This is a genomic window from Amycolatopsis mediterranei (genome assembly GCF_026017845.1).
In the GTDB taxonomy this organism is placed as follows: domain Bacteria; phylum Actinomycetota; class Actinomycetes; order Mycobacteriales; family Pseudonocardiaceae; genus Amycolatopsis; species Amycolatopsis mediterranei.
This window is the reverse complement of record NZ_CP100416.1, coordinates 4,586,307-4,610,377: the sequence shown is the minus strand read 5'-3', so window position 1 is coordinate 4,610,377 and position 24,071 is coordinate 4,586,307. Positions and strand designations below refer to the sequence as shown.

Here is a 24,071-nt window from a genome sequence, read left to right as displayed (position 1 = left end):
TTGGAGATCTGGTCACCAGTGGCGCTCCCGGGCCCCCGCGGCGAGGGTGTAGGTGATGTAGCCGCCCTCGAAGTCACTGCGGTACGCGCCGTTCGTCACGTACTCGTCCGATCTCGGGTAGTGGAGGTAGGAGTACTCCCAGCCGAGCGCCGCCCAGCGCTTCCGGATCTCGCCCTTCACCATGTGGGCGCCGGTGCTCCACGTGTAGTAGATCGAGCCGCCGGCGGTGAAGTGGTTGTAGCGGCCGACCCCGTCCGGCGTGCCGAGCTCGTCGGTCGCCGGGTAGCCGAGACCGCGCTCGTAGTCGAGCGCCGCCCACTTCTTCCGGATCTCACCGTAAATGGCGTGCGCGCCCGTCGCGGTCGTGTAGTAGATCGACCCGACCCAGCCATCCTTGACGAAATGGTTGTAGCGGCCGACCCCGTCCGGCGTGCCGAGCTCGTCAGTCGTCGGATAACCCACGCCACGCTCGTAATCCAGCTCGGCCCACTTCTTCCGGATCTCCCCGTAGATCGCGTGCGCGCCCGTCGCCGTCGTGTAATAGATCGACCCGACCCCACCGTCCTTGACGAAATGGTTGTAGCGAGCGACCCCGTCCGGCGTGCCGAGCTCGTCAGTCGTCGGATAACCCACGCCACGCTCGTAATCCAGCTCGGCCCACTTCTTCCGGATCTCCCCGAAAATCACGTGCGCACCCGTCGCGGCGGTGGAGTAGATCGACCCCACGGTGCCGTTGGTGAGGAAGTGGTTGTACTGGGCCATTCCGTCCGGGGTCGTCAGCGTGTCGAACGACGGCGGGCCGAGCACACCGTGCCCGCCGAAGGCGAGGTACTTGTCCAGCACCGGACCGGTGACGTACCGGGTGCCGGTCTCCGCGCTCCAGTACAGCCGGCCGTTCGCGTAGACCCGGTAGTGGACCGGGCCGTCGGTGCTCTCGGCCGCCACCGGCGCGCCGAGCGTCGCCCGCACCGCCGCGTCGGCGTCGTAGCGCTGGTCGATCGGGGTCGCGTAGTTCGCGGTCAGCGTCAGGTCGCCGGTGCCGACGGTGACGATCCACGTCGGCTCGGCCGGGCCGCCCTGCCAGCCGGAGAACCGGGACGCGCCGTCGATGGCCAGCGGCGCGGCCTCGACGTCGAAGGAAGCGCCTTCGGTGACCATGGCCGAGCTGACGCCGCCCTCCACCGGAATGCCCAGCGAGGCGGGTTGCGTACCGCGCAGGGTGATCCGGTGCTGGCGCGGCATCGCCGTGTACGTCTGGGAAGTGGCGACGCCCGCGCTGTCGGTCACCGTCGCGGTGAACTCCATCCGGGAGTCCGGGTGTGCGGTGAACGCCTGCGCGAAGCTCGCCCCGGTCCCGCCGATGCCCGGGTGGGAATGACACGTCGCTTCGCTCGGGCAGTGCCGCACGGCCGTGGTCCAGGTGATCGGCAGGGCACCGTCCTCGGCGTCGGTCGCGGTGGCGCGCACGGCGACCTGCTGGTTCACCGCGAACGCCGTGGTCCCGGGCGGGGTCAGCGTGAGCACCGGGGTGTGGTTGGCGGGCGCGACCGCGATGGCGACCTCGCCGCTGAGCCCCAGCGGGTCCCGGACCCGCAGCTTCGCGGTGAACGACGTGGTGCCCGCCGCGTAGGCGTGCGACACGTTCGGACCGGCGTCGGCCGCGGTCGTTCCGTCCCCGAAGTCCCAGTCGTAGACGAGCGCGTCGCCGTCGTAGTCGACCGAGGCCGAGCCGTCGAACGACACCGTGCGCGTGGCCGGGTTCGTCGACGTCGTCGCTTTGGCCACCGGGGCGGTGTTGCCGGCGGAATAGCTCAGGCGGCGCAGATTGCCGGAAAGAATGTCGGCGTAGACGATGTCGCCGTTCGGCGCCGCCGCGAACTTCACCGGGCCGCCGATGCCGGTGAAGACCGGCGGGTTTTCCGGAGCCTGCGTGAGCCGGCCTTGGTCGTCGTAGCGCAGCGTCCAGATCTTGTTCGCCACGTAGTCGCCGAAGAAGTACGAGCCGCGGTAGGCGGCCGGGTAGCCGGCTCCATTGTAGACAATGCCGCCGGTGACGCTGTTGCCCGTCATGACCCCGGCGCCGTGCGGCAGTTCGAACAGGGGCGGCTGGTTCGGCACGCCGGCACAGCCCGCGAGGTCGCTGTAACCCGGCGTCCGGTGGTTGCCCTCCCAGCACGGCCAGCCCTGGTTGGCGCCGCGCTGGACGACGTCGAGCTCTTCCCAGTTGCTCCAGCCGACGTCACCGGCCACCGGCAGGCCGAGGCTCGCGTCGATGCCGAAGCGGAACGGGTTGCGGAACCCGCGCGCGAACACCTTGCTCGCGGTCGAGCCCGGGTTCGCCGCGTCGAAGTAGGGGTTCCCCGGCACGCCCTGGCCGTCGGCGGTCAGGTGGAGGATCTTGCCGTAGGGCTGGTTGACGTCCTGGGCGCGCAGCGCGCCCGGATCCGTCATCCGGTAGTCGCTGTCGTCGCCGACGGACAGCCACAGCGTCCCGTCCGCGGCGGCGTGGACGGTGTCGATCCCGTGGACGTTGAAGGTGCCCGGCGCCTCGAAGACCGGCCGCTCGCCGGTCAAGCCGGCCGGCGCGCCCGCCGCGTCCACGGTCACGGTGAACCGCGACAGCCGCATGACGAAGCCGCCGGCGGTGTTGATCGACCGGGTGAGGTAGATGGCCCGCGATGTCGTGTAGTCCGGCGCCACGGCCAGCCCGACGAGGCCGAGGTCCCCGTCGGCGTGCACCGGCAGCGCCGCGATCGTCCGGCCGGCGCCGGTGACCGGCAGCCAGCGGACAACTCCGTCCTTGCCGGTGGCGAGGACGGAGTTGCCGGGTAAGTACGCGAAATCCGTGAGCTGGTACGACCCCAGCCCGGAGTCGGTGTCCTGGAGCACGAACCCCGGCGGGAGCGCCGCCGCCGTCGCCACTCCCGTGGACACGACGGGCAGCAACGCCCCGGTCAGGGCCGCCACCAGCAGCAGGCGAAGCGTCCGCACGGCCATCTGGCCCCCTTCCCAAGTGATCTTTTGTCGCAAGATCAGGGGGGCCAGTTGCACCAATCCGGATTACTTCATCCGAATGTGACCTACGCCACGTGACGGACCGTAGCGATTTACGGGACGACCTGCACGACGTCGCCGACGCTCAGCGTGTTGAAGAACTTCAGGGACGCGCCCGCCGACAGGTGGATGCAGCCGTGCGAGTACACCGAGAGGCTGCCCGTGTGGAAGGCGTCACCCGGGTAGAAGAAGACCGAGTTCGGCATCTCCGCGTTGTCGAATTCCTTCGACAGGTGCACCTTCTCCTTCGACAGCACGTGGAACGCGCCGGTCGGCGTCGGGTTGCCCGGGCGCCCCGGCAGCATCGGCACCGGACCGTAGACGACCTTGCCGCCCTCCAGCAGCCACGCCTTGTGCGCCGAGATGTCGACGCAGGCGGCGGTGCCCGAAGCCGCGGCCGCCGCCGCGCACGGAACGCCGGGGTCCGCCGCGGGCTTGGGCGCCGGCTTCGGGGTCGTGGTCGGCGTCGGCTTGGGCTTCGGCTTGGCCGAGGTGCTGGTCGGCGCCGGCTTCGTGGACTCCGGGGTGGGCGTCGGGGTCGGCAGCGTGACGGTGGAGGTCGGTGCGGGGGCGGTGCTCGAGGTCGGTGTCCCGCCGCCGGTCCCCGCCGCGGCGACGGCCCCGCCGCCCGCGTTCGGGCCACCGGCCGCGCCCCCGCCGGAACACGCGGCCAGCACGAACGCGGTGGCCAGCGCGGCCGCTCCCGCCAGAAGCCTCTTCACGATCGGTACCCCCAGCTGTTTCGATCATCGCGTTTGGACATCGGTAAAGACGGCGTTCACCCGGTCGAGGTTCGTCGGGGAAGGTCACGATTTGGGCAGCCAGGCTCCACCCGCAGGTGGAGGCCGGGATCCACCCGGAACCGATCCGCGGGCCGATGCCATCGGAACGCCGGCCGCCGAAGCTGGGACCGACCGTCGAACCCAGGGGAGCCCGGAATGCCCAGCGCCGCGAACGTCCTGCTCTACGCCGCCATCGCCGGCCTCGTCCTCTACAAGGTCGTCTACCAGCAGATCCGGGGCACGCTGCTCAACCTCAGGACGCTGGTCACCACGCCCCTGCTGCTCACGGCGGTGGGCGGGTACCTGACGCTGAAAGCGCTGCCCGGCGCGTCCGCGGCCGAGCTGGGCCTGCTCGGCGCCGACCTGCTGGTGCTCGCCGGGCTCGGTGTGCTGCGCAGCACCACGACCACCCTCACCGAACGCGACGGCACGACGTTCCAGAAGGGTTCGGCCGTCACGGTCGGGCTGTGGGTGCTGACGGTCGCCGTCCGGATCGGCGTGGTCGCGCTGGGTACCGCCCTCGGCGTCACGGGCCCGCTGACCTCGGCGTCGATCGCGCTCAGCCTCGGCGTGAGCATCGCGGTGCAGAACGCGACGACCTACCGGCGCACCCAGCGCCGCGGCCTGCCGCTCGCCGGACGGCGAGCGGCGGTCAGCCGCTGACGCGGCCCAGCATCCGGGCGTACATCCGGCCCGGGCTGGGCACCGACGGCGGCACCAGGAAGCCCGGCAGCGGCGGCAGTTCGCCGACGAACGCGCCGAGCCGCACGTACAGCACGGCGGCGTCGGCCGGCCGGGCTTCGGGGTCTTTCGCCAGCATCTCGGCGAGCAGTTTGTTGAGCGGCTTCGGGACACCCGGCACCGGCGGCGGCAGTTCCTTGACCTGCCGCTCGAACACCGCATACGCGGTGGGCCCGTCGAAGAGCCGCTGTCCGGTGAGCATCTCGTGCAGCACACAGCCCAGCGCGTAAAGGTCGCTGCGCGGTTCGGCGCCGCCTCGCTGGATCTGTTCGGGCGCCATGTACGACGGCGTCCCCAGCAGCTGCCCGGCCCGGGTGAACTGCGCCGCGTCGGCTTCGCGGAGCACGGCCAGCCCGAAGTCCATCACCTTCACGCCGCCGTCGGGCCCGAGCATCAGGTTGGACGGCTTGAGGTCGCGGTGGCAGACGGCGAGCGCGTGGGCTGCGGTCAGCACCGCGCACGCCTGTGCCGCGATCGCCGCGGCCCACGGCACCGGCAACGGCCCGTGCTCGGCGAGCAGGTCGGCCACCGTGACGCCGTCGACGAACTGCATGACCTGGAACAACCGGTCGTCGTGGGTGCCGTAGTCGTACAGCGCCGGGACGCCGGGGTGGTCGAGCGTCGCCAGGATGCGCGCCTCGCGGGCGAAGCGGGCTTCCAGCTCTTCGTCACGGCCCGGCAGCCTGAGCAGCTTGATCGCCACGCGGCGGCCCAGCCGCCGGTCGACCCCGCCGTGCACCGCGCCCATCCCACCGCGGCCGAGCGGCAGCTCGTCGAGCTCGTAGCGGTCGGCGATCAGCATCCGTTCCCCTAGTGGCCCGGCCTGAGCCGTCCTCCGACAAGTCCAGCGAAGCCTAGCCGGACCAGCTCGCGGCCGGTTTCGGCCGTCTCGCGCAGCACCGCGTCGAACTCCGCCAGCCGCCGGAAGACCTCGCCGTACTCGCGCTGGACGGCGAGCGAAACACGCGGGATCCGCACGCGCCTGCTGTCGATCCGGGTCGACGCCGACGCGGCGGGCAGGTCGGCCGCGCGCAGGCAGCCGGCGAGGAACTCCGCGTCCAGCCGCTCGGCGTCGACGCGGTACACGGTGAGCCCGGCGCCCACCGGCCGCGGCGGTCCACTGTGGACGTACGCGATGCCGGTCACCGACGCGACGACGTCACCCGCCTCGGCCGGCGGGTGCTCGGCGTCCGCACGCACCGGCGCGTACTTGACCTCTACGAAACCGGCCTTGACCAGCTCGCCGATGGTCGTGAACGCCGGTTCGGCGGCCGCCGCTTCCAGGGGTGGCAGCTCGGGCGCCAGCTCGGCGAACCGCGTGCGCACGGCTTGGAAAGCCAGCCCGGGATCCTCGTCCCTGGTGCGGCGGCGGGCCGGCGTGAGGTCGACGTCGTCGTCGAGCAGGTCGATGATCCGGACGCCGGATTCCGGGTGCTCGCCGAATTCCCGCCAGCTTTCTTCCACTGTGGACAGATCGTCGCCCGCTTCGCCGAGCAGCACGGTGGACGGCGCTCGCTCACCGGGGGCGGGCCGCCGCAGCAGCCAGAGGTCGGGGCCGGTCGGCGTCAGCGTGACGACGGCACGGACCGCGCCCGCCCGCAGCAGGTTGCCGCGGATGCGCTTGCCACTGCGCCGCCCGGCCGCCGCGCCCGGCATCAGGATCACCACGGTGCCACCGGGTTCGACGTGCGCGAGGCAGTGCTGCACCCAGGCGAGTTCGGGTTCGCCGCGCGGGGGCAGGCCGTATTCCCAGCGCGCGTCGCCGACCAGTTCGTCGTGCCCCCACGCCCGTTCGTTGAACGGCGGGTCGCACAACACCGCTTCGGCGGTGCGGCCGGCGAAGGCGTCTTCGCGCAGCGCGTCGACCGCGTGGACCTCCACCTCGAGGCCGCGCAACCGCAGCCGCAGCGCCGCGATCGACGCCGTCATCGGGTCACTGTCTTGTCCCAGCACGGTTTTCGCGCCGCTCGCCAGCGCGAGCGCGCCGAAGCCGCACGCGGGGTCGAGGATCGTCGAAACCGGGCCGGCGAGCCGGGCCATCAGCTCGGCGATCGGTTCCGGGGTGGCCGACAACCGCCGCGAGTGCGCCTCGAAGTACCGGCGGCACACCAGTTCGAACGCTTCGACCGGTCCCGCCTGGTGCGTCAGCTCGCTGAGCAGGGTGAGCAGCTCCGGGTCGTCGAGTTCGCTGTCGAAGGTGTCGGAGATACCGGCTTGGAAGGCGAAGAAGCCGCCCGCGCGGCTGACGCGCTCGGCCAGGTCGAGGTCGTCACCCAGGGCGCGCAGGCGCTGCCACGCGCGTTCGCCGGCGCTCAGCTCGAACTTCTTGCCACGGGCGCGGAACCAGCCGGCGACGGCCGAGAGGCCGAACAGCGGGCTCGACGCCGTGCCGCCGACCGGCGGCGGGAAGTCCGGGTAGCGGCGGCGCCAGTTGCTGACCGCGGCCCGCCCGACCCCGGCGAGCCGCGCGATGTCGGCCGCGCTGACCGTGGCATCGTCGTCCATGGCGAGGACTCTATCGGAGGATGCTCCATTCAGCCGAGACGCTTGTGAACTCAGTCAACCAATGCTTTTATGGGAGCCATGACACACGATCGGTACGTCCTGCGGTACGCCGCGGGGTCGGACGTCGGCAAGCGTCGCCGGATCAACGAGGACGCGGTGTACGCGAGTTCCCGCCTGCTCGCCGTCGCCGACGGCATCGGCGGCCAGCCACACGGCGAGGTGGCCAGCGCGACGGCGGTCGACGTGCTGCGCGAGCTCGAAGTCGACCTGCGACGCCTCGATCTGACGAACGTGGACCTGGCCGCGACGCTGGCCGGGGTGGTCAAGTCGATCGACGCGCGGCTGCACGAAGTGGTCGCGCAGGAGCCGACGACCGAAGGCATGGGCACCACACTGACGGCCCTGCTGTTCGACGGTGTCGAGTTCGCGGCCGCCCACATCGGCGACTCCCGCGGCTACCTCCTGCGCGAGGGCGGCCTGCGCCGGCTGACCCGCGACCACACGCTCGTGCAGGCACTGGTCGAGGACGGCCGCGTCGCCGCGGAGGACGCCGAGTCCCACCCCCGCCGATCGCTGCTGATGAAAGCGCTTCAGACGGCGGGCTCCGGCGACCCCGACATCTGGACGTTCAAGGCGAAGCCCGGCGACCGCTACCTGCTCTGTTCGGACGGCCTGAGCGGCCCGGTCTCCGAAGCGACGTTGCGCGACGTCCTGGCGGCCGGCGCGGAGCCGGCCGAGGTGATCCCGGAGCTGATCCGCCTGGCCAACGAAGGCGGCGGCCCGGACAACATCACCTGCGTGGTGGCCGACGTCACGGCCTGACCCACCTTCCGGGCCGCTCGGGGCCATCCGGTATCGTCTTCTGCGGAGGATTGGCCGAGCGGCCTAAGGCGCACGCTTGGAAAGCGTGTTGGGTTCACGCCCTCGCAGGTTCGAATCCTGTATCCTCCGCCGCAGTAACCAGGCGAACGCCGGGCAGCCTTCACGGGCCGCCCGGCGTTTGTCGTCTTCCCCCCTTCGTCCGCGGGCTCGCCGGCGCTCGCGCGACCCACCGTCGGTATGTCCCGGACACGATCGCACGGCGCTTTTGGCCCACCGGAACGTGAAATGCCTTCGGTGCTGCGGAATTTCTGCGCCTGTACGAGGAGTTACGAACAGGGCTGACCGCAGGCCGTTACTCCGGTCGCGCTAGTCTCACCAGCACCTCGCCCGCCCCTGTCGAGAAAGGCCAGCAGTGGCACGAAAACCGCTCTGACCTGGGGTAGCGCTGGCCAGCGACTTCAGTCTGCGGTACTGGTGGCGGGGCACCCCCCGCACAGACCGTGATCGGCCCGGCCCCGGACGTTCCCACGTCCGGGGCCTTGCTGATTCCGGGCCCGCGATCACTCGGCAAAGTCTGATGATCACGCTGAGTCGCTGGATCTGTTTCAATGGAATCCGTCCCCGTACGACCACCAGAATATTCGAGGAGTAGAGGCCCGATGGCCGGAGTCGAAGAGATCCGCGCTGGCATCGCGCTCGCCAACGAGAAGGCGTCCGCGAGCATCGCCGCCCTGCAGCAGGCAGCGCAGTCTCTCGAAGAAGCCCAGCAGTCGCTCGCACAGGCGACGCAAGGGAGCAGCCAGCACGAAGTGAGCCAGGCGCACGGACTCCTGGCGGAGGCCCTGCAAGGCATCAACGGCCTGCAGAGCACCGTCCAAGCAAGCATTTCCTCCGCCGACTCCTACTCGGCGCGTCTCTAGCCGGATGACGCTCGCCGAACTCCACCAGCTGCTCACCGCTGCCGTGACCGGGCTCGCCGACGCGCGCGCCCACTCCGAACGGGCCACAAGCCTGCTCGGGGAAGCCCGGCAAGCTCTCGTGGATGCCCAGGCCAAGGCCGATCCCTGGCTTCCTTCGCAGTACGCACAGGCCGGCGAGGGGCTGGACCAGCTCCTCGTCCGCCTGCACGCCGCCGAGGATCTGGTGAGCGGATACCGGTCGCGCCTGTAATCCTTGTAGGGGACACCTTTTCTTGGGGACGCCGATGGCCAACAAGTCAGCCGAGCAACGCAACCGCGTCGAAACCGCACTCGACCGGGTCCGCCATCAGATCGGACTGGTGCTGGGCGCGGCGGCCGGTGCGCGCCAAGCCGCGGAAGCCGACCTGTCCAAGCTCCGGCTGGAGCAGGACATCGTCAAGGTCGGCATGAACCACGCCAGTGCCGAGCAGCAGAACGAGTGGTCCCGCCACCCCGCCGCGCACGAAGTGTTCGGCGCGCTCGGCAGCGTGCGAAGCGCTTTCTACACCGACTGGAGCCAAGGTCCCGCCACACTGCGGGAACTGGTCGCGCAGAACGCACCCGGCCCGGCCGGGCTGCCACCGGGCGACTGGCTCGGCACGGTCGGACACAACCCCGGCCTGACGTCGCCCGGGCTGTGGCGGGTCGGCATGGCGACCGCCGCCGGTGGCGACGCGACCCGCACGTTCGACGTCGCCGTCCCGTTGCTCGACGAGTCGCACCTGGCGATCACGTCGGCACCGAAGACGCGGGCCACGATCGACGGGATCGTGCAGAACCTGCTGGTCCGCGTGCTCTCGACGTTCGAGCCCGGCGCGGTGCGCGTGCACCTGTGGGACATCGGGCAGCTGACCGCGATCCTGCCCGACCTCTACCCGCTCAGCCACACCAGCGCGCTCTCGCTGTACGACCCCGGCCGGCTCGAAGACCTCCTCGACGAGCTGGCCGGCCACATCCGCCGCATCCACGCCAGCTGCATGTCCGCCGGCTTCACGTCGCTGCGGGAAATGCGGAAGAAGACCGAGCAGCGGGGCGAGCCGTTCCGCATCGTCGTGCTCTACGGCAACGGCGAGACGCTCGAACCCGAACGCGCGCGCGACCTCAAGCGCGTCGCGAGCGGGGCGCTGGCCGCCGGGATCTGCCTGATCATGATCGACGTGCCGACCGCGGTGAGCGCGCCAGTCGAGACGCTGAGCCTGCTCGACGACCGGCACGCGATCAGCAGCATGTCCGGCACCGACCTGGTCGTCGACCTCGATCCCGCGATGCCGTCCGCGCAGGTCATCCGGGCCATCGACACGATCGCCAAGGCGCTGATCGCCAAGCAGGGCGGCCCGCGGTCGTTCGACGACCTCCTGCCGACGGAGCTGGGCCAGGAGAGCTCGGCGCGGGAACTGCGGGCCCCGGTCGGGTTCTTCGAAGGCGAGCCGGTCGAGGTCGTGATCGGCGACGCGAGCCCGCACGCCCTGATCGGCGGGCCGTCCGGTTCGGGCAAGACGAACTTCCTGTACGCGCTGCTCGGCAGTCTCGCGGCGCGGTACACCCCGGAAGAGCTGGCGCTGTACCTGCTGGACTTCAAGGAAGGCGTCTCGTTCGCCGGCCTGGCGCCGGGCCGGAAGGACGCGAGCTGGCTGCCGCACGCGCGGCTCGTCGGCGTCAACGTCAACACCGACCGCGAGTTCGGCCTGGCGCTGCTGCGGTTCCTGGCCGACGAGCTGCGCCGCCGGTCCGCGGCCGCGAAGGAGCACGAGGTCACGAACCTCGCCGACCTCCGCGAAGCCGATCCGGGCGGGCACTGGCCGCGGATCGTCGCGGTGATCGACGAGTTCCAGTACCTGTTCGCGGGCCGCGACCAGGTGACCGCGGCGGCGACGCAGCTGCTGGAGGACATCGCGCGGCGCGGCCGGTCGCAGGGCATCCACCTGGTGCTGGCCAGCCAGGACGTCGCCGGCATCGAAGCGTTCTGGGGCAAGCCGGCGGTGTTCGAACAGTGCACGCTGCGGATCGCGATGCCGAAGGCGCGGCGGGTGCTGGCCGAGACGAACAACGCGGCCGTGTCGGCGCCGAAGTGGCACGCGGTGATCAACCACGACTCCGGCGTCGCGCACGGCAACCAGCTGGCCCACATCCCGGACGCGAGCAGCAAGAACGTGTTCGTCCGGCTGCAGCACCGGCTGTGGGAGGCATACGCGGGCCACTTCCCGCGGCCACGCCTGTTCGACGGCGCGCACCAGCCGATCCTGGAGCAGTTCCCGGCGTACCTGGACCTCAAGCCGAACTCGAAGCCGCGGGCCCTGCTCGGCCAGTCGATCGACGTCACCGAGACGGCGTGCGGCGTCGACCTGCCACGCGCACCGGGCCGCAACGTCGCGGTGCTCGGCTCGGCGACCGCCGAAGCACTGTCCATCATGGACTCTTCGGCGCGGTCGCTGTCCCGGCAGTACGAACCGGGTGAAGTCGAGTTCCTGCTGAGCTGCCCGATCGAGGCGTGCGCGCCGGCCGCGCTGGAGCTGACCGAGCGGCTGCGCGAGGACGGCCACGCGGCGTCGCTGGTGGACGACCTGACCGGCGTCCTGGAGTCGATGACCGGCTCGATGTCCGGCGGCGCGAAGGTGCTGCTGCTGTACGGCGTCGACGCGGCTTTGCCCGCGTTGGAAGCCAAAGCGATCGGCCAGCTCAAGAGCGGCCTCGACCACCTGCGGGTGCTGCTCAAGCAGGGGCCGGGCCACGGCATCCACACGATCGGCTGGTGGCGCAGCATCGCCCGGCTCAAGGACACGCTGGGCTTCGGCGGCACCGACGACATCGGCACGTGGGCGGCGCTCGACGTCCAGGGCAACGAGCTGTCGCCGTTCGCGGCGGGCCAGGTCGTGCACTGGTCGCCGCGGCCGGGGCGCGCGTTGTTCTTCGACCGCACCACCCACGGCGCACCCGAAGTGATCATCCCGTTCCAGCGTCCGGAGAACGACCGATGACCGACGACGCCACCGCGGCCATGCGGTACAAGGAAATCATCGCCCTCTCCCGGGGTTCGGCGGAAAACCTGCGTGAGTGGGAACTGGCGCGGGCCGAGGCGCTCAACGGGGAGATCGAAGCCGCCGAGGCCGCGATCGAAGTGGCCATCGACCGCGAAGCGAGGGCGGCCGAACGCGCGACGCGCTGGTGGAAGATGGCGCTGCACAACATCCAGGGCCTGCCGTGGCTCGACCCAGGCGACAACCCGCGCCCGGTGCCCACGGCACGCGCCGCTTACCTCGAGCGGTACCTCGAGGAGGTCAAGCCGAGCTACCAGGAGCTGGTCCAGGCGGTGCTGTCCCTGGGGTGGCGGGCCAAGCGGGCGGCCGCGAAGCGGAGTGAGCAGCAGCCGCCGCCGGCCTAGATGTCGAACACGGTGTCGTAGGGGTCGTCGTCGGCCGGGGCCGGCTGTGGCGGACGGCGCGGCGCGGCCTGCCGGGGTGGCTGAGCGCTCGGCTTCACCCCGGCGGCCACGGCTTCCCGGACGGCGGCGGTGATGGTCCGGCTGAGCGTGACCGCGTCGAACCGCATGGCTTCGGGCGCGAGCCGCACCTCGCTGACGACCCCATCGGGCCCGGCGAGCACGGTGACGCTCCGATCCGGCGAGACGACGGTCGTGTGCCCGCTGCCGGCGATTCCGGCCAGGAGGCGCTGGTTCTCGGCCTTGCGGTCTTCGATCTGCTTGAGCTGCCAGCGCATTTCCTCGATGAGCTGCGCGTTGTCGCTCATGCGCACCTCCCCGGCCGGTGCGGCGTGGAAAGCGCCTTCTGTTCCTCGCGCGCCTTCGTCGAACGAAGGGCCACCGTGCTGATCACGACGTTTCCCCACTGCGGAGACTCCAGGCGACCTTCGCCGTCGCCTCGGCCACCGCGGGCCACGCATCCTCGGACTCCGCGATGACCGAGAGGATCACCACGGACCGGCCGTCCGGCAGGGGGATCTGGTACTCGGCCTTGATCTGCGAGCGCACATCCCGTTCGGGCAGGTGGAACTCGCCACCGCTGATGGCGACGACGGCCGGCCCGATCGGCAGCCGCACCGGCTGCACCACCGCACGCTTGTGGCGGCCACGGTACTCCTCGGCCATCGCGGCGACGAGGGCGTCCCGGCTGCCGGGCGCGGTTTCCGGCCAGAGCGCCACGCCGAGCGTCAGGGTGGCGACGTCACCCTTGCGCGGGCCGACGGCGAACTTGCCGAACACGCGGATGCCGTTGGCCTGCATGGTCGGGACCAGCGCCATCAGGTAGCTGCCGAACTCCTCGACGCTGGTCTCGGACGGCAGGTTTTCGGCGACCATCCAGGCGTGCCCGCGGTTGAGCTTGTCGTCGTTGCCCACCGGCAGGCCGGCGAACCCGGGCGGCAGGTCGATTTCGAGAGGCATCAGTTCCACACCTCGTCTTCCGCCCGCTGGCGTCGGCGCTCCGGCGCGTTGTCGGCCTTTTCTCCGGCGTCGGCCGCGTTTTCCGCCGCCACGATCACCAACGGAGCAGGCCCGACGACGAGCGCCGAGCTGGTGGCCGCCAGCTGGCCCACGTCCTTCGGGACCCAGTAGTTGAGCAAGTCGCCGATCGGCCCCTCGAAGTCCACGCCGATCATCCGGGCGCCGACGTCGGCCTGGAGCTGGGCGCCGACGGCCCCGTAGCCGACGGCCTTCGCCACCGCCGCGCCTCCCGTCGGCAAGAAGCCGCCGATCAGCGAAGTCCCCGCCCCGATGCCGTCGAAGATCAACGTTTCGCCGGCGACATCGGCGCCGGCCAGCTTGGCCGCGCCGTGGCCGGCCAGCGCCGCCACCCCGAACGTGGTCGCCACCACACCGGCGACCTCCTTGAACGGATCGGGGAGGAACTCACCGGCCAGCCCCAGGGCGTTGCCGATGTCGCCGATCACGTCCGAAGTCTTGGCCAGCAGTTCCGCGTGGTCCTGGACGAAGTTGAACGCCTCGTCGACCCCGTCGGCGAGGGTGGCCGACAAGTCGGCAAGTGCCCCGCCGACGGCGTCGCCGAGCTTGTCGAGCACATCCGGCTCGTCGGGGGCCAGCTCCTTCGCCTGCCGCAGCTGCTCGGCGACTCGGGAGGCGGCGTCCGTGTGCTCCTGCTGGAGCTGCTTCGCCGCGTCTTGGACGTTCTGGCAGCCGTCGATGGCGGTCTGGAGCTGCCGGCCCGCGTTGTCCAGCAGACGCTGGGCGATCTGCAGGGACTGCTGGTCCGGGAACGTCCGGTTGGCCAGCGCGAGGTCCGGGTTCGCCCGCGCCTGCTCGGCCGCCCGGGCCGCGGCTTCCGCGCGGGCTTCCAGCTCGGCCGCGCGTTTCTGCAGGTCACCGAGGCTCTGCGCCCAGCCTTCGAGCGCGTCGGCGGCCTGGCTCATCGACTTGGCGGCATCATCGAGGTAGTCCGGCAACGGCCCGATGCGGCGGGCGAAGGCTTCGCTGGCTTCGCCCTGCCAGATGCCCTGCTTCCGGACGATCCGGCGAAGCGAATCATCGGCCGTGGTCAGGTCGCCGCCCACGGCGCGGTACTTGCCGGCCAGGTCGGTGATGCCGTCGAGGTCGCCGGGCGCCGGGTCGAAGCCCAGGGCCGGGAAGTCGCGGGCGCTCACCGGTCGAGGCCGTTGAGGAGGTCGGTGATGCCGCCGGTCGCGCCGCCGCCGACGGGCCCGTCGCCGGAGCTTCCGGCCCGCTCGTCGACGCCCGGCCCTGCGCGCTCGGGGCTCGCGGGTTCAGCCAGCCGATCGATGTCCGGCACCCCGCCGGTGTACCCGCCACCGACGGGCCCGTCGCCGAGGTCGGCGCCCGGATCGGTCCGCTCGGCCAAGCCGCCGATGCCCGGCACGCCACCGGTGTACCCACCACCCACCGGCCCCTCAGCCGCCTGCCCGACCGCGGGGTAGTGCCCCCGCGCGCCGCCCGGGCGCCCGCTGTCCGGGAGATCACCCAGCACCGCCGAGCCGAACTTCCCCAGCTCGCCGCCGAACTGGGCCTCGATCTGCTCGTACTTCTGCTTGGCCGCCTTCAGCCGCTCCGTCACCCCCGAAGCCGCCTCGCCCAACCGGCCGATGCCGAAGCCCCAGGCCTCCTCGAACTCGACGCCGGCCTTGCCCAGCTCCGCCGTGCCGAGCGAGCCGAACGCGCCGCCACCGCCGAGCTTCCTGTTCGCGTCGGCCATCCGGTCCGCCGCCGTGCCGAGGTCGTCGATGAGCTTGCCCAGCTCGTCGACCTTGACCGCATACCCGCGCCCGTTCACGCCACCCCTCCCCTTGTGGTCCCAGTCCACCGTAGGACGGCCGTCAACGCTCCGCGGTTTCGTCGTCACCCGAATGTGTCAACCATGCAAGAGGCCATCCCCGGGCAATGCGCCCGGGGATGGCCTCAACCGAACCGAAAACTACTTGCCGAAGACCTGCTCCAGCCAGTCGAGGAAGTCGTAGAACGCGTCCTCGAGCGGGTTGCCCGCGCCCGGCCGGAACCGGATCACCTGCGGGTCGTGGTCGCTGGCCTGGTCGGCGAACTCCGCGTTGATGTGGACGACGTCGTAGTCCACCCCGCGCGGCGCCCGCGACGCCAGGATGTGGTCCAGCACCTGCGACTGGCCCTCGAACACGTAGCTGTACCGCTCGGCTTCGGGCACCGAAGCGATCAGGTCCTTCAGCACGCCACCCGCGGTGAGCGTCTGGACCGCCGGCGAGAACGGGTAGTCGTTCAGGTCGCCCGCCACGACGATGTTCGCGTTGCGATCGGCCGCCAGCAGGGAATCGACGAACCCGCGCAGCACCGTCGCCTGCTTTGCGCGCTGCACCTCGGAACTGCGCGCCGGCGGCTGGAACCGCCCGTGCGTCGGCTGGTCGCCACCCTTGGAGTTGAAGTGGTTGGCGATGACGAACACCGTGCGGCCCTTGAAGACGAACTCGCCGGCCAGGGGCTTCCGGCTGGTCGTCCACGCCTCGTTCGCGGGGTCGACGCGGCCCGGCGACGCCGTCAGGTGCGCCTTGCCGTGCTCGCGCACCACGCCGACGGCCGTCGTCGACGTCCCACCCGGACGGTCCACAAAGGACACGCGGGCCGGGTTGAACAGGAACGCCACGCGGATGTTGCCGCCCGGCTGACCGCCGTCCTGGTCGTTCACCGGGTCGATTTCGCGCCACTGGTAGCGCGGGCCGCCCTTGGCCACGATCGCGTCGGTGAACTTCTGCAGCGTCTGGTCGGCGGCGACGGTGCCGTCGTCGGTCGCGCCCGTGTTGTCCTGGATCTCCTCCAGGTTCACGATGTCCGGCGTCGCCAGGTGCGTCACGACCGCCTCGCCGAGCCGGTCGTACTTCGCCTGCGGGTCGCCCGGCGCCAGGTTCTCGACGTTGTACGTCGCGACGGCGAGCTCGCCGGTCCGCTGCTTGCGCGTGGTCTCGCCCTGCAGGCCGTTGTCCTTTTCGGTCCCCAGCACGCTGGCGAACAGCGTGTAGCCACCGAAGTTGCTGTATTCGACCGGCCCGGACGTGGTGCCGGTCAGCACGTCACCGACGTTGAGCTTCGGGAACGGCCGCTCGGCGAACGGGATCAGCGACGAAACCTTCATGACCCCGCTGTTGAGCTGGTCGTACCCGAGGTACACGCTGCCGCCGCGGACCGACTTGTGCTGGTCCGGCTTCGACGTCACGTACAGCTCGTTGAACGAGTTCGACGGGCCGACGACGCGGGCGTCGGTGACGCTGACGATCTCGCTCTCGTGCGCCTCCCAGAAGTCCAGCGCGTACTTCGACGGCTCCAGGGTGAGCGGCTCGATGTTGCCGCCGGGCGACGGCGCGTAGGCCGTCGGCACGGTGTCCGGGTTCAGCACGGTCGGCGCCGGGAGGGCGTTGCCGTGCGAGTCGACCGTCCACTGTGCACTGCTCAGCTCGGTCAGCGACTGGTAGTTCGACGTCGCGGGCGCGTCCGGGTAGAACTCGCGCACGGTGCCGGTCGCGGTCACCGCGTCGCCGACCGCGACGGCCGGGCTCGTCGAGCCGGTGAAGACGAACAGGCCCTCGCTGGTGCGCGGGTCGGTGTCCGGATTGGGGTCGGTGACCCAGAACCCCCGCGACGAGCCGAACGTCCGGGTCGCGGTGACAACGCCGGTGACGCCGGAGACCTTCTTGTCCTTGAAGGGCGAAATCCGCGTGGTGCCCTGGATGTCGTGGATCTTCGCCGGGGTCGGCGCCGGCCCGGTGTCCCCACCGGTCGACTCGCCCGCGGTGTTGGTCGGGCTCGGCGCGCCGACGGTGAAGTCGGCGGCGTTGTCGTCGGTGTCGGCCAGGGCCGCGGCGCGCGCGACGGACGTCGTGTTCGACGGCGCCGCGGTCGGGTTGCCCTCGCGCACGGTCGCCGTGCCGAACCCGACGAGGTCCTTGATCCGCGCGTCGGCGGCGCAGTCGGCCGCGGTCTTGCAGGTCAGCGCGGTGGTGCCGGCGACGAGGGCGATCGTGCCGGCGGTGGCCGACATCGCGATCGCGCCGGTCGCGTCCGGCGTGGGCAGCTCGACGGTGCCGCCGGAGCCCTTGCCTTCGGCCACGAGGTAGCGCCCGCCCGCCGCGACGCTGCCGGCCAGCGGCGTCACCTGCCAGGTGCTCGACGGGCTCGCCGAACCGGGCAGGTACTGGACGCTGAAGCCGGCCAGGCTCGCGGCGGCCGCGCCGCGATTGGCGAGCTCGACGAAGTCGCTGGTGAGCGTCGCGCCGGAGTTGCCACCACCGCCGTAGACCTCGGCGATGACCGCGTCGGCGCTCGGTGTGGCGAGCGCGGCCGGTGCGGCCACGCCGCCGAGCACCAGGCCCGACGCGACGGCCACCGTGAAGGCAGCCTTGGATCTGTGGGTCTTGGTCACCCTGAGTCCCCTTTGTGCTTGAACAGTCGTGGCATAGTCCCCCGAACAAGTGAGGAGGAGGAAGACAACGGTGCAACGATTCGTAACAACTACTTTCGTCGTCACTCACTCGGCAGAGCAGGTTTCGTGATCACGCTCGTCCTCGGCGGAGACGTCACCGTCCACGCCCGCACCACCCCCGCGGCCGCGCTCGGCCGGCTGAACCCGCTGCTCGAAGGGGCCGACCTCCGGTTCGTGAACGTCGAAGGACCGGTCGACGCGGTGACGGCCGAAGCGCTGAAGTCGACCGGCATCGACGTCGTCTCGGTCGCCAACGACGCCCCGCACCCGCCGGCCGCCGCGCTGGCGAGCCTCGGCGTGCTCGACCAGGCCGGGATCGCCCACTGCGGCGCGGGCGCGAACCTCGACAGCGCCCACGCACCCGCGGTGCTCGAACGATCCGGCGAAAAGGTCGCTTTCCTCGCCTACACCGCGCTCCGCTCACCCGGCCAAGTCGCCCAGCCCGGCTCACCGGGTGTCGCGCAAGCGTTTGCGACCACGGCCTACCAGCCTGATCCGCGGGTCGCGGAGATTCCGGGCCGTCCACCGGTCGTCCGCACGGCGCCCGTCCCCGAACACCTGGAACGGCTCGTCGCCGACGTGCGGAAAGCGAACGCCGCCCACGACCACGTCGTCGTCTCGATGCACTGGGGCCTGCCGGGGCCCGAACCGGCCGAGTACCAGGTCGCGTACGGGCGCGCGGCGATCGACGCCGGCGCCGACCTGGTCGCCGGGCACGGCTCGCACACCATCCAGGCCGTCGAGGTGTACCGCGGCCGGCCGATCCTCTACGGCCTCGGCAACCTCGCCGCCGACTGGCCGGACGGCCTCCTGGCCGGGTGCATGTTCGGCGCCGAACCACGGCTCGAGCTCATCCCGGTGCGCCGGACCGCGGACAACGCGTGCGAGCCGCTCGCCGGGGACGAAGCGGACAAGGTGCTGCGGTACGTCGCGGAGGTCTCGGCGCTGCGCTCCACGAAGGTGACCGTCCAGGGCGGAATCGCCTCGGTACCTGTTGGTGCGTAACGGATTGCGCGCGTTCTGTGACAACCGGCCCCGGGCGTGTCACCCATCCGGCGCATCTGCCTTAAATGAAGGTCAAGGGCCGGAACAACCGGCGTGAAGCGGCGGTACGGTCTGCGTGAGCCGCCGGAAAAGTGGCACAGACCACTCCCCGACAGCTCTCGGTTGGCACGACACGGGGGGAGGGAGAACGATCATGTGGGGGCTGATTGTTCTCAGTTGCGTGTTCGTGCTGGTGCTGGGGATAGCCGCGGTCGTGGACCTTCGGGACCACGACCGCGGCGAACACCGGGTCTAGCGCACCGCCTGCCTCCCCTTGTACCGGTCGAGGAGCGTGCGCGCGCCGGCCAGCGCGACCCGCCCGGCGCCCTTCGCGCTCGCGGCCAGCACCGTCGTCCAGTCGAAGTAGTCGCGCCAGAGCACGATCCGGCCGCCTTCGACCTCGAACGTGCCGCACACCCAGAACTCCGCTTCCCACGCGCCGCGGCGCAGCACGTCGGTGCGTTCGGTGAGCACGACGTTGCCGTCCGAGGCGATGTGGTGCGTCCGCGCTTCGAACCCGGAACCGAAGCGGGCCATCAGACGCAGCTGCTTCTCGACCGCGGCGACGCCGCGAGCGGGCGGCAACGGCACGTTCTGGTACACGATGTCGCTCGCCGCGAACGTCAGCGCGCGGTCGATGTCGAGGTCTTCGAGCGCTTTCAGGAAACCGGTCACCACTGCCTGGGGTTCATCGGTCATGCCCCCAGGCTAAGGCTCAGTACGGCCGGTCGCCCGCGATGGCGACGCGCTCGGCGATCCGGACGTGCGGGTGGTAGTCGTTGACCGCGTAGTGCTGCGTGGCGCGGTTGTCCCAGAACGCGACCGAGTTCGGCCGCCAGCTGAACCGGACCTGGAATTCGGGCGTGTGAGCCTGCAGGAACAGGTACCGCAGCAGCCGGTCGCTCTCGGTCCGGTCCAGGCCGGCGATGTGCGTCGTGAACGCCTGGTTGACGAACAGGGTGCGCCGCCCGGTCTCCGGGTGCGTCCGGACCACCGGGTGTTCCACCGGCGGGAAGCGGTCCTGCCACTGCGCCAGGAGCGCGGGATCGGAGAACCGGTCGAAGCCGGGGAGGTAGTCGTGCACCGCGGTGAGCCCGTCGATGCGGGCGCGGACGTCTTCGGGCAGGTTGTCGTAGGCCGCGGCCATGTCGGCCCACATCGTGTCGCCGCCGACCGGTGGCACCTCGATCAGCCGCAGCACCGAGCCGAGCGCCGGGGCGGGCCGCCAGGTGACGTCGGTGTGCCAGATGTTCTCGTAGCCGGGCATGGCCGCCGTGCGCTCGAAGCGCGTCACGGCGTCGTCGTCACCCCGCGGGATGAACGGGTTGGTCTCCAGCTCGCCCCAGTTCGCGGCGAACGCACGCTGCTGCGCCGAGGTGATCCGCTGGTCGCGGAAGAAGAGCACCTTCCACTCGAGCAGGGCGTGGTTGAGCTCTTCGCGCAGGTCAGCGCCCACCGGCGCGCCGAGGTCGACGCCGTCCACCTCGGCGCCGATCAGCCGGCCGAGCGGGCGGAGGGTGAACAGCTCGTACGGCTTTCGCTGCGGTTCCCGGAGGATCCGGGGGCCTTCGACGATGCCATCCGCGGGCGTGACGGCCCCGCGCAGCTGAATCCGGGCAGGAAGATCTACGGACATGGTTGTGCTCCAAGGGTTTTCGGAGAAATCGGACGCCGGGTTCGCGTCAGGCAGGCGGCGAACCCAGGCGGCCGCGGCGCAGCAGGAGCTCCACGACGCCCTCCCCGATCGACCGCGCGAAAGCCCGGATCAGCGTGGTTCCCGAGGTGGCGGACATGCGTTCATGGTCGCTTTCTTCCCGGCTCGCGGTCAAGACGTCCACTTGGTGGAACGCTGTACAACGCCGCAGGTCACCGCGATGCGAGCGGTTCGGGAGCATGAGGCAAGATCTTCCCCGATCGGGTGAGCGCCCTTGATGACGGAGGTCCCCATGCCGGAAGGCAGAGGCTCGCGGATCGGTGATACCCCGGGGCTTCGCCCTGGGCCCGGGGGATTTGCCGCCCGGACTCATCCGCAGAAGCCGGACCGGCTGCGTGCCGCCGCCGACCTGCTCGACCAGGCCGCGGCCGCCGACGACAAGGCGGCGGGGCGGTTCGCCGAAGCCCGCGTCGATTCGACGCCGTTCGGCATCTCGCCGCAGGCTCGTGAGCTGGCCGCGCGCTGGGCCACGGCGCTGGCGGCGCGTGAGGCGGATGCGCGTGTTCTCGGCGACGCGACGTCGGACCTGGCGGGCCGGCTGCGCATGGCCGCGGTGAGCACCCGGAGCACCGGGTTCCGGGGGCGGTTAGCGGTGGCGCCGTGACCGCTGAGGTTTTCGAACACCCGGCCCTGGCGTCGGCGGCTTCGCAGCTGTCCGCGTTGCGCGCGGCGGCCGGCCGGCTCGGCGTCGCGGACCCGGTGGCGGCACTGCGGCACCTCGACTGCGCACCGGCGTCGATCCGCACGTCCGCCTCGGCGATCGACACCGGCGCGCTGGGGGTGACCTCGGCGCAAGCGGAGTTCCGCGCCGGCGTCGAGCACGCCGAAAACGGCGGCAGCACCGAGACTTTCGGCGCGTGGGCGGACACAGTGGACGGTCAGTACGCGGCGGCGGCGCGAGCGGCCGCTTCGACGGCGGCCTTGGGCGTCCGCATCGCCGACCGGCTGGACGAGCTGGCGGTGGCGGCGTCCGCGGAGGTGTGCGCGCTCGCTTCCGCCGCAGCGGACTCCGTATCGGCGGTCCTGGACGGCGACCGCTCGGCCGAGGTGGTGAGCGAGGTCGGCGCCACGTGCACGGCGGTGATCCGGGCCGTGCAAGAGAAAATCGCGGCGCTGACCGCACTGGCGGCCGAGCTGGAGCCGTTGACCGCCCCGGCCGTCGAACTCAGCTGAAGTGCTCGCGGGCCCACTCCCCGAAGGGCCGCGCGGGATGCCCGGTGACGCGGGCGACGTCCAGCGAGACGGGTTCCGGGTCTTCGACGAGTGATGCCCAGTAGTCCACCGCGCTCGCCGCGAATTCCGCACCCAAGTGGACACTCAGCTGTGCTTTCGCCTCTTCCGGCGGCTGTTCTTCCCACATGACAGGCTTTCCGAGCGCCTCCCCGATGAGCCGGACCTGTTCGGCCTGCGCGACGGATTCCGGGCCGGTGACAAGATAAATCTGCTTCGCGTGGTCCTCCGTCAGCGCCTTGACGGCCATGTCGGCGACGTCGCGTTCGTGGACGACCGACCGTTTCGCCTGCCCGTAAGCCGCCCGCACCACCCCCGCCTCGACCTGCGGCGCCCAGGCGAGCGCATTGGTGGCCAGCCCGGTGACGCGGAGGAAGGTCCAGTCATCGGTGACCTTCCTGACGGCGGCTTCGACGTCGCTCCACACGCCCCCGTCTTCGGCGGACATGGCGGAGAGGTAGACGATTTTCTTGCCCCTGAAGGGTTCCACGGCCTGCTCGATCCCGCCGGCGGAGAAGAAGGGCCAGAGGAGGTAGACGGCATCGACCCCGGCGGCGGCTTCGGCGGGAGCGGAGATGTCGCCCCGGACGACGTCGACGCCCTCGGGCGCCTTGAGGGGATCCCGGACGTGGACTCGGGTATCGACGCCCGCGGCTCGCAGCCCGGCGACGACGTGGCGTCCGGTGTGGCCGGTGGCCCCGGTGACGAGAACCTGCATGGTGCGCTCCTGGTGATCAGCTGGTGCCAACCACGGTCACACTTCAAGAGCCCTTCAGGTCAAGCCCGGCCGCGTACCTGAGTGTCTTTCAAACGGGCCCCCCGGTGACCACGACCGGGGGTCCGGGGGCGGAGCCCGCCGGGCGGGGTCTGGGGGTTGCACCCCCAGAAACACGGCGAGCGAGGCACGTCGACGCTTTCCGTCGACATACCTCGCCCACGCGCGAGCGGTGGCGGTGGGATTTGAACCCACGGACGGGGATTAGCCGTCACACGATTTCGAGTCGTGCTCCTTCGGCCGCTCGGACACGCCACCGCGAAGAACGATACCCGAGGGCCGAACCAGGTCTCACCTGGGGTCGACCGGCCGGCTGCCGCGCAGCCTGACCTGCGCCGAGCGCGCCACGCGGCGAGCTCGGCGGCCGACGTCCGCCGCCGTTGAGCGCAGCTGGGCCGAGCGTCGCTGGGCTCGGCCCGAGGTCTCCAGACGGCGGTTGCCGGTCACTTCGCCGGCCTTCTCGCGAGCGCTGCCCACTGCCTGCTGGATCCGGTGCTTCATCGTCATACCGGAGGAGTACCCAAAAACTCAGCGACGCATCGCGAAGTACGTCTCCAAGAGCCCGGCGCACTCGTCAAGCAGGACGCCGCCGTGGACTTCCGGGCGGTGGTTGAGCCGGCGGTCGCGGACGACGTCCCACAACGACCCCACCGCGCCCGTCTTGGGCTCCCACGCGCCGAACACCAGCCGGGCGATGCGCGCCAGCACCAGCGCGCCCGCGCACATCGTGCACGGCTCCAGCGTCACCGCCAGCGTGCAGCCCTCGAGCCGCCAGCCGTCGCCCACCACCTGGGCCGCCGCGCGCAGGGCGAGGATCTCCGCGTGCGCCGTGGGGTCGCCCAGCTCGATGCGCGCGTTGCGGGCCGCGGCCAGCGGGACGCCGTCGGGGCCGAACACGACCGCCCCGATCGGCACGTCCGCGCCGGGGGCTCGCGCCGCTTCCAGCGCGGCCTCCACGGCCTCGGTGTCGGACGGGCGTCTCAGAGCTCGTCCAGGAGCTTGGCGAACTCGCTGCCGAACCCGCAGCGCTGCGCGACCATCTGCAGCTGCTCGTCCGGGTAGAGGTCGACCTCGCCGACGATGACCTCCAGCTCCGGCCCGGGCAGCCCGAGATCGGCGAGGATCTCCAGGTCGCCCTCGGGCCAGACGGAGTCGTCCTCCTCGTCCGGCGGGTCGACGCGCAGGACGTCGAGGACGTCCGCCGCGATGTCGTAGTCCAGCGCCGCCGCCGCGTCCGAGAGCAGCAAGGCCGGTCCCCGCGGGCTCGGCCGGACGATCACGAAGAACTCGTCGTCGACCGCCAGCAGCCCGAAGCTCGCGCCGGTGGAACGTAGTTTGCCCAGTTCAGTGATCGCTGCGTCCAGCTCGGTCAACGCCCCCGGGTCGAGCGCACTGCACCGCCACCGACCGTCTTCCCGGACCACAGCCACCGCGAAGCCCGTGACCGGCTCTTCCACCGCCATGCGCACACCGTATTCCGCCGGTCGATCCGGCGCACGCACGGTGCGCCCGAAGCGCCGCATG

At 71.2% G+C, this 24,071-nt stretch carries 24 protein-coding genes and 2 tRNA genes; 10 read left to right on the top strand and 16 right to left on the bottom strand.

Annotated features, from left to right (window positions below):
* Positions 1 to 12 precede the first annotated feature (12 nt).
* Positions 13 to 2,997, bottom strand: coding sequence for a PQQ-dependent sugar dehydrogenase (locus ISP_RS21325; protein ID WP_014467840.1), 2,985 nt, complete (start codon positions 2,995 to 2,997; stop codon positions 13 to 15).
* Between the two features lie 110 nt (positions 2,998 to 3,107).
* The gene (locus ISP_RS21320; RefSeq protein WP_013230651.1) at positions 3,108 to 3,776 is read right to left on the bottom strand and encodes a L,D-transpeptidase; all 669 of its coding nucleotides are present in this window, start codon (positions 3,774 to 3,776) and stop codon (positions 3,108 to 3,110) included.
* Between the two features lie 216 nt (positions 3,777 to 3,992).
* Here ISP_RS21320 and ISP_RS21315 point away from each other — a divergent pair, with 216 nt between their 5' ends.
* On the top strand, positions 3,993 to 4,499 hold the full coding sequence (locus ISP_RS21315; protein ID WP_013230652.1) for a hypothetical protein: 507 nt from the start codon (positions 3,993 to 3,995) through the stop codon (positions 4,497 to 4,499).
* On the opposite strand, the gene ISP_RS21310 is transcribed toward ISP_RS21315, so the two are convergent.
* A complete protein-coding gene (locus tag ISP_RS21310) occupies positions 4,489 to 5,379 on the bottom strand; it encodes a serine/threonine-protein kinase (RefSeq protein WP_013230653.1) in 891 nt (296 codons plus the stop codon). The genes ISP_RS21315 and ISP_RS21310 overlap by 11 nt on opposite strands.
* Before the next feature lie 8 nt (positions 5,380 to 5,387).
* Complete coding sequence (locus ISP_RS21305) at positions 5,388 to 7,082, bottom strand: HsdM family class I SAM-dependent methyltransferase (protein ID WP_013230654.1); 1,695 nt, start codon at positions 7,080 to 7,082, stop codon at positions 5,388 to 5,390.
* Between the two features lie 78 nt (positions 7,083 to 7,160).
* Here ISP_RS21305 and ISP_RS21300 point away from each other — a divergent pair, with 78 nt between their 5' ends.
* From ISP_RS21300 to ISP_RS21275, 6 genes are all read left to right on the top strand, one after another.
* Positions 7,161 to 7,904: a PP2C family protein-serine/threonine phosphatase gene (locus ISP_RS21300; RefSeq protein ID WP_014467841.1), complete on the top strand. Its 744-nt coding sequence runs from the start codon at positions 7,161 to 7,163 to the stop codon at positions 7,902 to 7,904.
* A 44-nt stretch (positions 7,905 to 7,948) separates the two neighbouring features.
* Positions 7,949 to 8,033: transfer RNA gene (locus tag ISP_RS21295), tRNA-Ser, on the top strand.
* Between the two features lie 530 nt (positions 8,034 to 8,563).
* Positions 8,564 to 8,824, top strand: a complete 261-nt coding sequence (locus tag ISP_RS21290; RefSeq protein ID WP_003056176.1) for a hypothetical protein — start codon at positions 8,564 to 8,566, stop codon at positions 8,822 to 8,824.
* Between the two features lie 4 nt (positions 8,825 to 8,828).
* The gene (locus tag ISP_RS21285) at positions 8,829 to 9,074 is read left to right on the top strand and encodes a hypothetical protein (protein ID WP_003056173.1); all 246 of its coding nucleotides are present in this window, start codon (positions 8,829 to 8,831) and stop codon (positions 9,072 to 9,074) included.
* A gap of 34 nt (positions 9,075 to 9,108) precedes the next feature.
* Complete coding sequence (locus ISP_RS21280) at positions 9,109 to 11,838, top strand: FtsK/SpoIIIE domain-containing protein (RefSeq protein ID WP_013230656.1); 2,730 nt, start codon at positions 9,109 to 9,111, stop codon at positions 11,836 to 11,838.
* Positions 11,835 to 12,242: a hypothetical protein gene (locus ISP_RS21275; RefSeq protein WP_013230657.1), complete on the top strand. Its 408-nt coding sequence runs from the start codon at positions 11,835 to 11,837 to the stop codon at positions 12,240 to 12,242. The genes ISP_RS21280 and ISP_RS21275 overlap by 4 nt, the downstream gene beginning before the upstream one ends.
* Here the strand turns inward: ISP_RS21275 and ISP_RS21270 are convergent.
* The 5 genes from ISP_RS21270 to ISP_RS21250 all read right to left on the bottom strand — a co-directional run bounded on the left by ISP_RS21270 (position 12,239) and on the right by ISP_RS21250 (position 17,724).
* Complete coding sequence (locus ISP_RS21270; protein WP_013230658.1) at positions 12,239 to 12,607, bottom strand: YbaB/EbfC family nucleoid-associated protein; 369 nt, start codon at positions 12,605 to 12,607, stop codon at positions 12,239 to 12,241. The genes ISP_RS21275 and ISP_RS21270 overlap by 4 nt on opposite strands.
* 82 nt (positions 12,608 to 12,689) lie before the next feature.
* Positions 12,690 to 13,259, bottom strand: a complete 570-nt coding sequence (locus ISP_RS21265) for a hypothetical protein (protein ID WP_230468649.1) — start codon at positions 13,257 to 13,259, stop codon at positions 12,690 to 12,692.
* The gene (locus ISP_RS21260; RefSeq protein ID WP_013230660.1) at positions 13,259 to 14,473 is read right to left on the bottom strand and encodes a putative T7SS-secreted protein; all 1,215 of its coding nucleotides are present in this window, start codon (positions 14,471 to 14,473) and stop codon (positions 13,259 to 13,261) included. The genes ISP_RS21265 and ISP_RS21260 overlap by 1 nt, the downstream gene beginning before the upstream one ends.
* Positions 14,470 to 15,117 (bottom strand): hypothetical protein, encoded by a 648-nt coding sequence (locus tag ISP_RS21255; protein WP_013230661.1) that lies wholly within the window; start codon positions 15,115 to 15,117, stop codon positions 14,470 to 14,472. Before ISP_RS21255 ends, ISP_RS21260 begins: the two co-directional genes overlap by 4 nt.
* Positions 15,118 to 15,258: 141 nt before the next feature.
* The gene (locus ISP_RS21250; RefSeq protein ID WP_013230662.1) at positions 15,259 to 17,724 is read right to left on the bottom strand and encodes an endonuclease/exonuclease/phosphatase family protein; all 2,466 of its coding nucleotides are present in this window, start codon (positions 17,722 to 17,724) and stop codon (positions 15,259 to 15,261) included.
* 126 nt (positions 17,725 to 17,850) lie between these two features.
* Here ISP_RS21250 and ISP_RS21245 point away from each other — a divergent pair, with 126 nt between their 5' ends.
* On the top strand, positions 17,851 to 18,789 hold the full coding sequence (locus ISP_RS21245; protein ID WP_013230663.1) for a CapA family protein: 939 nt from the start codon (positions 17,851 to 17,853) through the stop codon (positions 18,787 to 18,789).
* A gap of 291 nt (positions 18,790 to 19,080) precedes the next feature.
* Here ISP_RS21245 and ISP_RS21240 read toward each other — a convergent pair whose 3' ends face one another.
* Together ISP_RS21240 and ISP_RS21235 are read right to left on the bottom strand one after the other, a co-directional pair.
* A complete protein-coding gene (locus ISP_RS21240; RefSeq protein WP_176742207.1) occupies positions 19,081 to 19,527 on the bottom strand; it encodes a limonene-1,2-epoxide hydrolase family protein in 447 nt (148 codons plus the stop codon).
* 16 nt (positions 19,528 to 19,543) lie between these two features.
* The gene (locus ISP_RS21235; RefSeq protein WP_013230665.1) at positions 19,544 to 20,464 is read right to left on the bottom strand and encodes a TauD/TfdA dioxygenase family protein; all 921 of its coding nucleotides are present in this window, start codon (positions 20,462 to 20,464) and stop codon (positions 19,544 to 19,546) included.
* Positions 20,465 to 20,774: 310 nt separating this feature from the next.
* Here ISP_RS21235 and ISP_RS21230 point away from each other — a divergent pair, with 310 nt between their 5' ends.
* Together ISP_RS21230 and ISP_RS21225 are read left to right on the top strand one after the other, a co-directional pair.
* On the top strand, positions 20,775 to 21,146 hold the full coding sequence (locus ISP_RS21230; RefSeq protein WP_230468650.1) for a hypothetical protein: 372 nt from the start codon (positions 20,775 to 20,777) through the stop codon (positions 21,144 to 21,146).
* Positions 21,143 to 21,715: a hypothetical protein gene (locus ISP_RS21225; RefSeq protein ID WP_013230667.1), complete on the top strand. Its 573-nt coding sequence runs from the start codon at positions 21,143 to 21,145 to the stop codon at positions 21,713 to 21,715. The genes ISP_RS21230 and ISP_RS21225 overlap by 4 nt, the downstream gene beginning before the upstream one ends.
* On the opposite strand, the gene ISP_RS21220 is transcribed toward ISP_RS21225, so the two are convergent.
* The 5 genes from ISP_RS21220 to ISP_RS21200 form a co-directional block, all read right to left on the bottom strand.
* Complete coding sequence (locus ISP_RS21220; protein WP_013230668.1) at positions 21,708 to 22,490, bottom strand: SDR family oxidoreductase; 783 nt, start codon at positions 22,488 to 22,490, stop codon at positions 21,708 to 21,710. The genes ISP_RS21225 and ISP_RS21220 overlap by 8 nt on opposite strands.
* Positions 22,491 to 22,717: 227 nt before the next feature.
* Positions 22,718 to 22,805, bottom strand: a tRNA-Ser gene (locus tag ISP_RS21215).
* A gap of 33 nt (positions 22,806 to 22,838) precedes the next feature.
* Positions 22,839 to 23,054, bottom strand: a complete 216-nt coding sequence (locus ISP_RS21210; protein WP_013230669.1) for a CsbD family protein — start codon at positions 23,052 to 23,054, stop codon at positions 22,839 to 22,841.
* A gap of 21 nt (positions 23,055 to 23,075) precedes the next feature.
* Entirely contained in the window at positions 23,076 to 23,504 is a 429-nt protein-coding gene (locus ISP_RS21205; protein WP_013230670.1) for a nucleoside deaminase, read from the bottom strand.
* A gap of 23 nt (positions 23,505 to 23,527) precedes the next feature.
* Positions 23,528 to 24,010, bottom strand: a complete 483-nt coding sequence (locus ISP_RS21200; RefSeq protein ID WP_014467843.1) for a tRNA adenosine deaminase-associated protein — start codon at positions 24,008 to 24,010, stop codon at positions 23,528 to 23,530.
* Between the last annotated feature and the right edge of the window lie 61 nt (positions 24,011 to 24,071).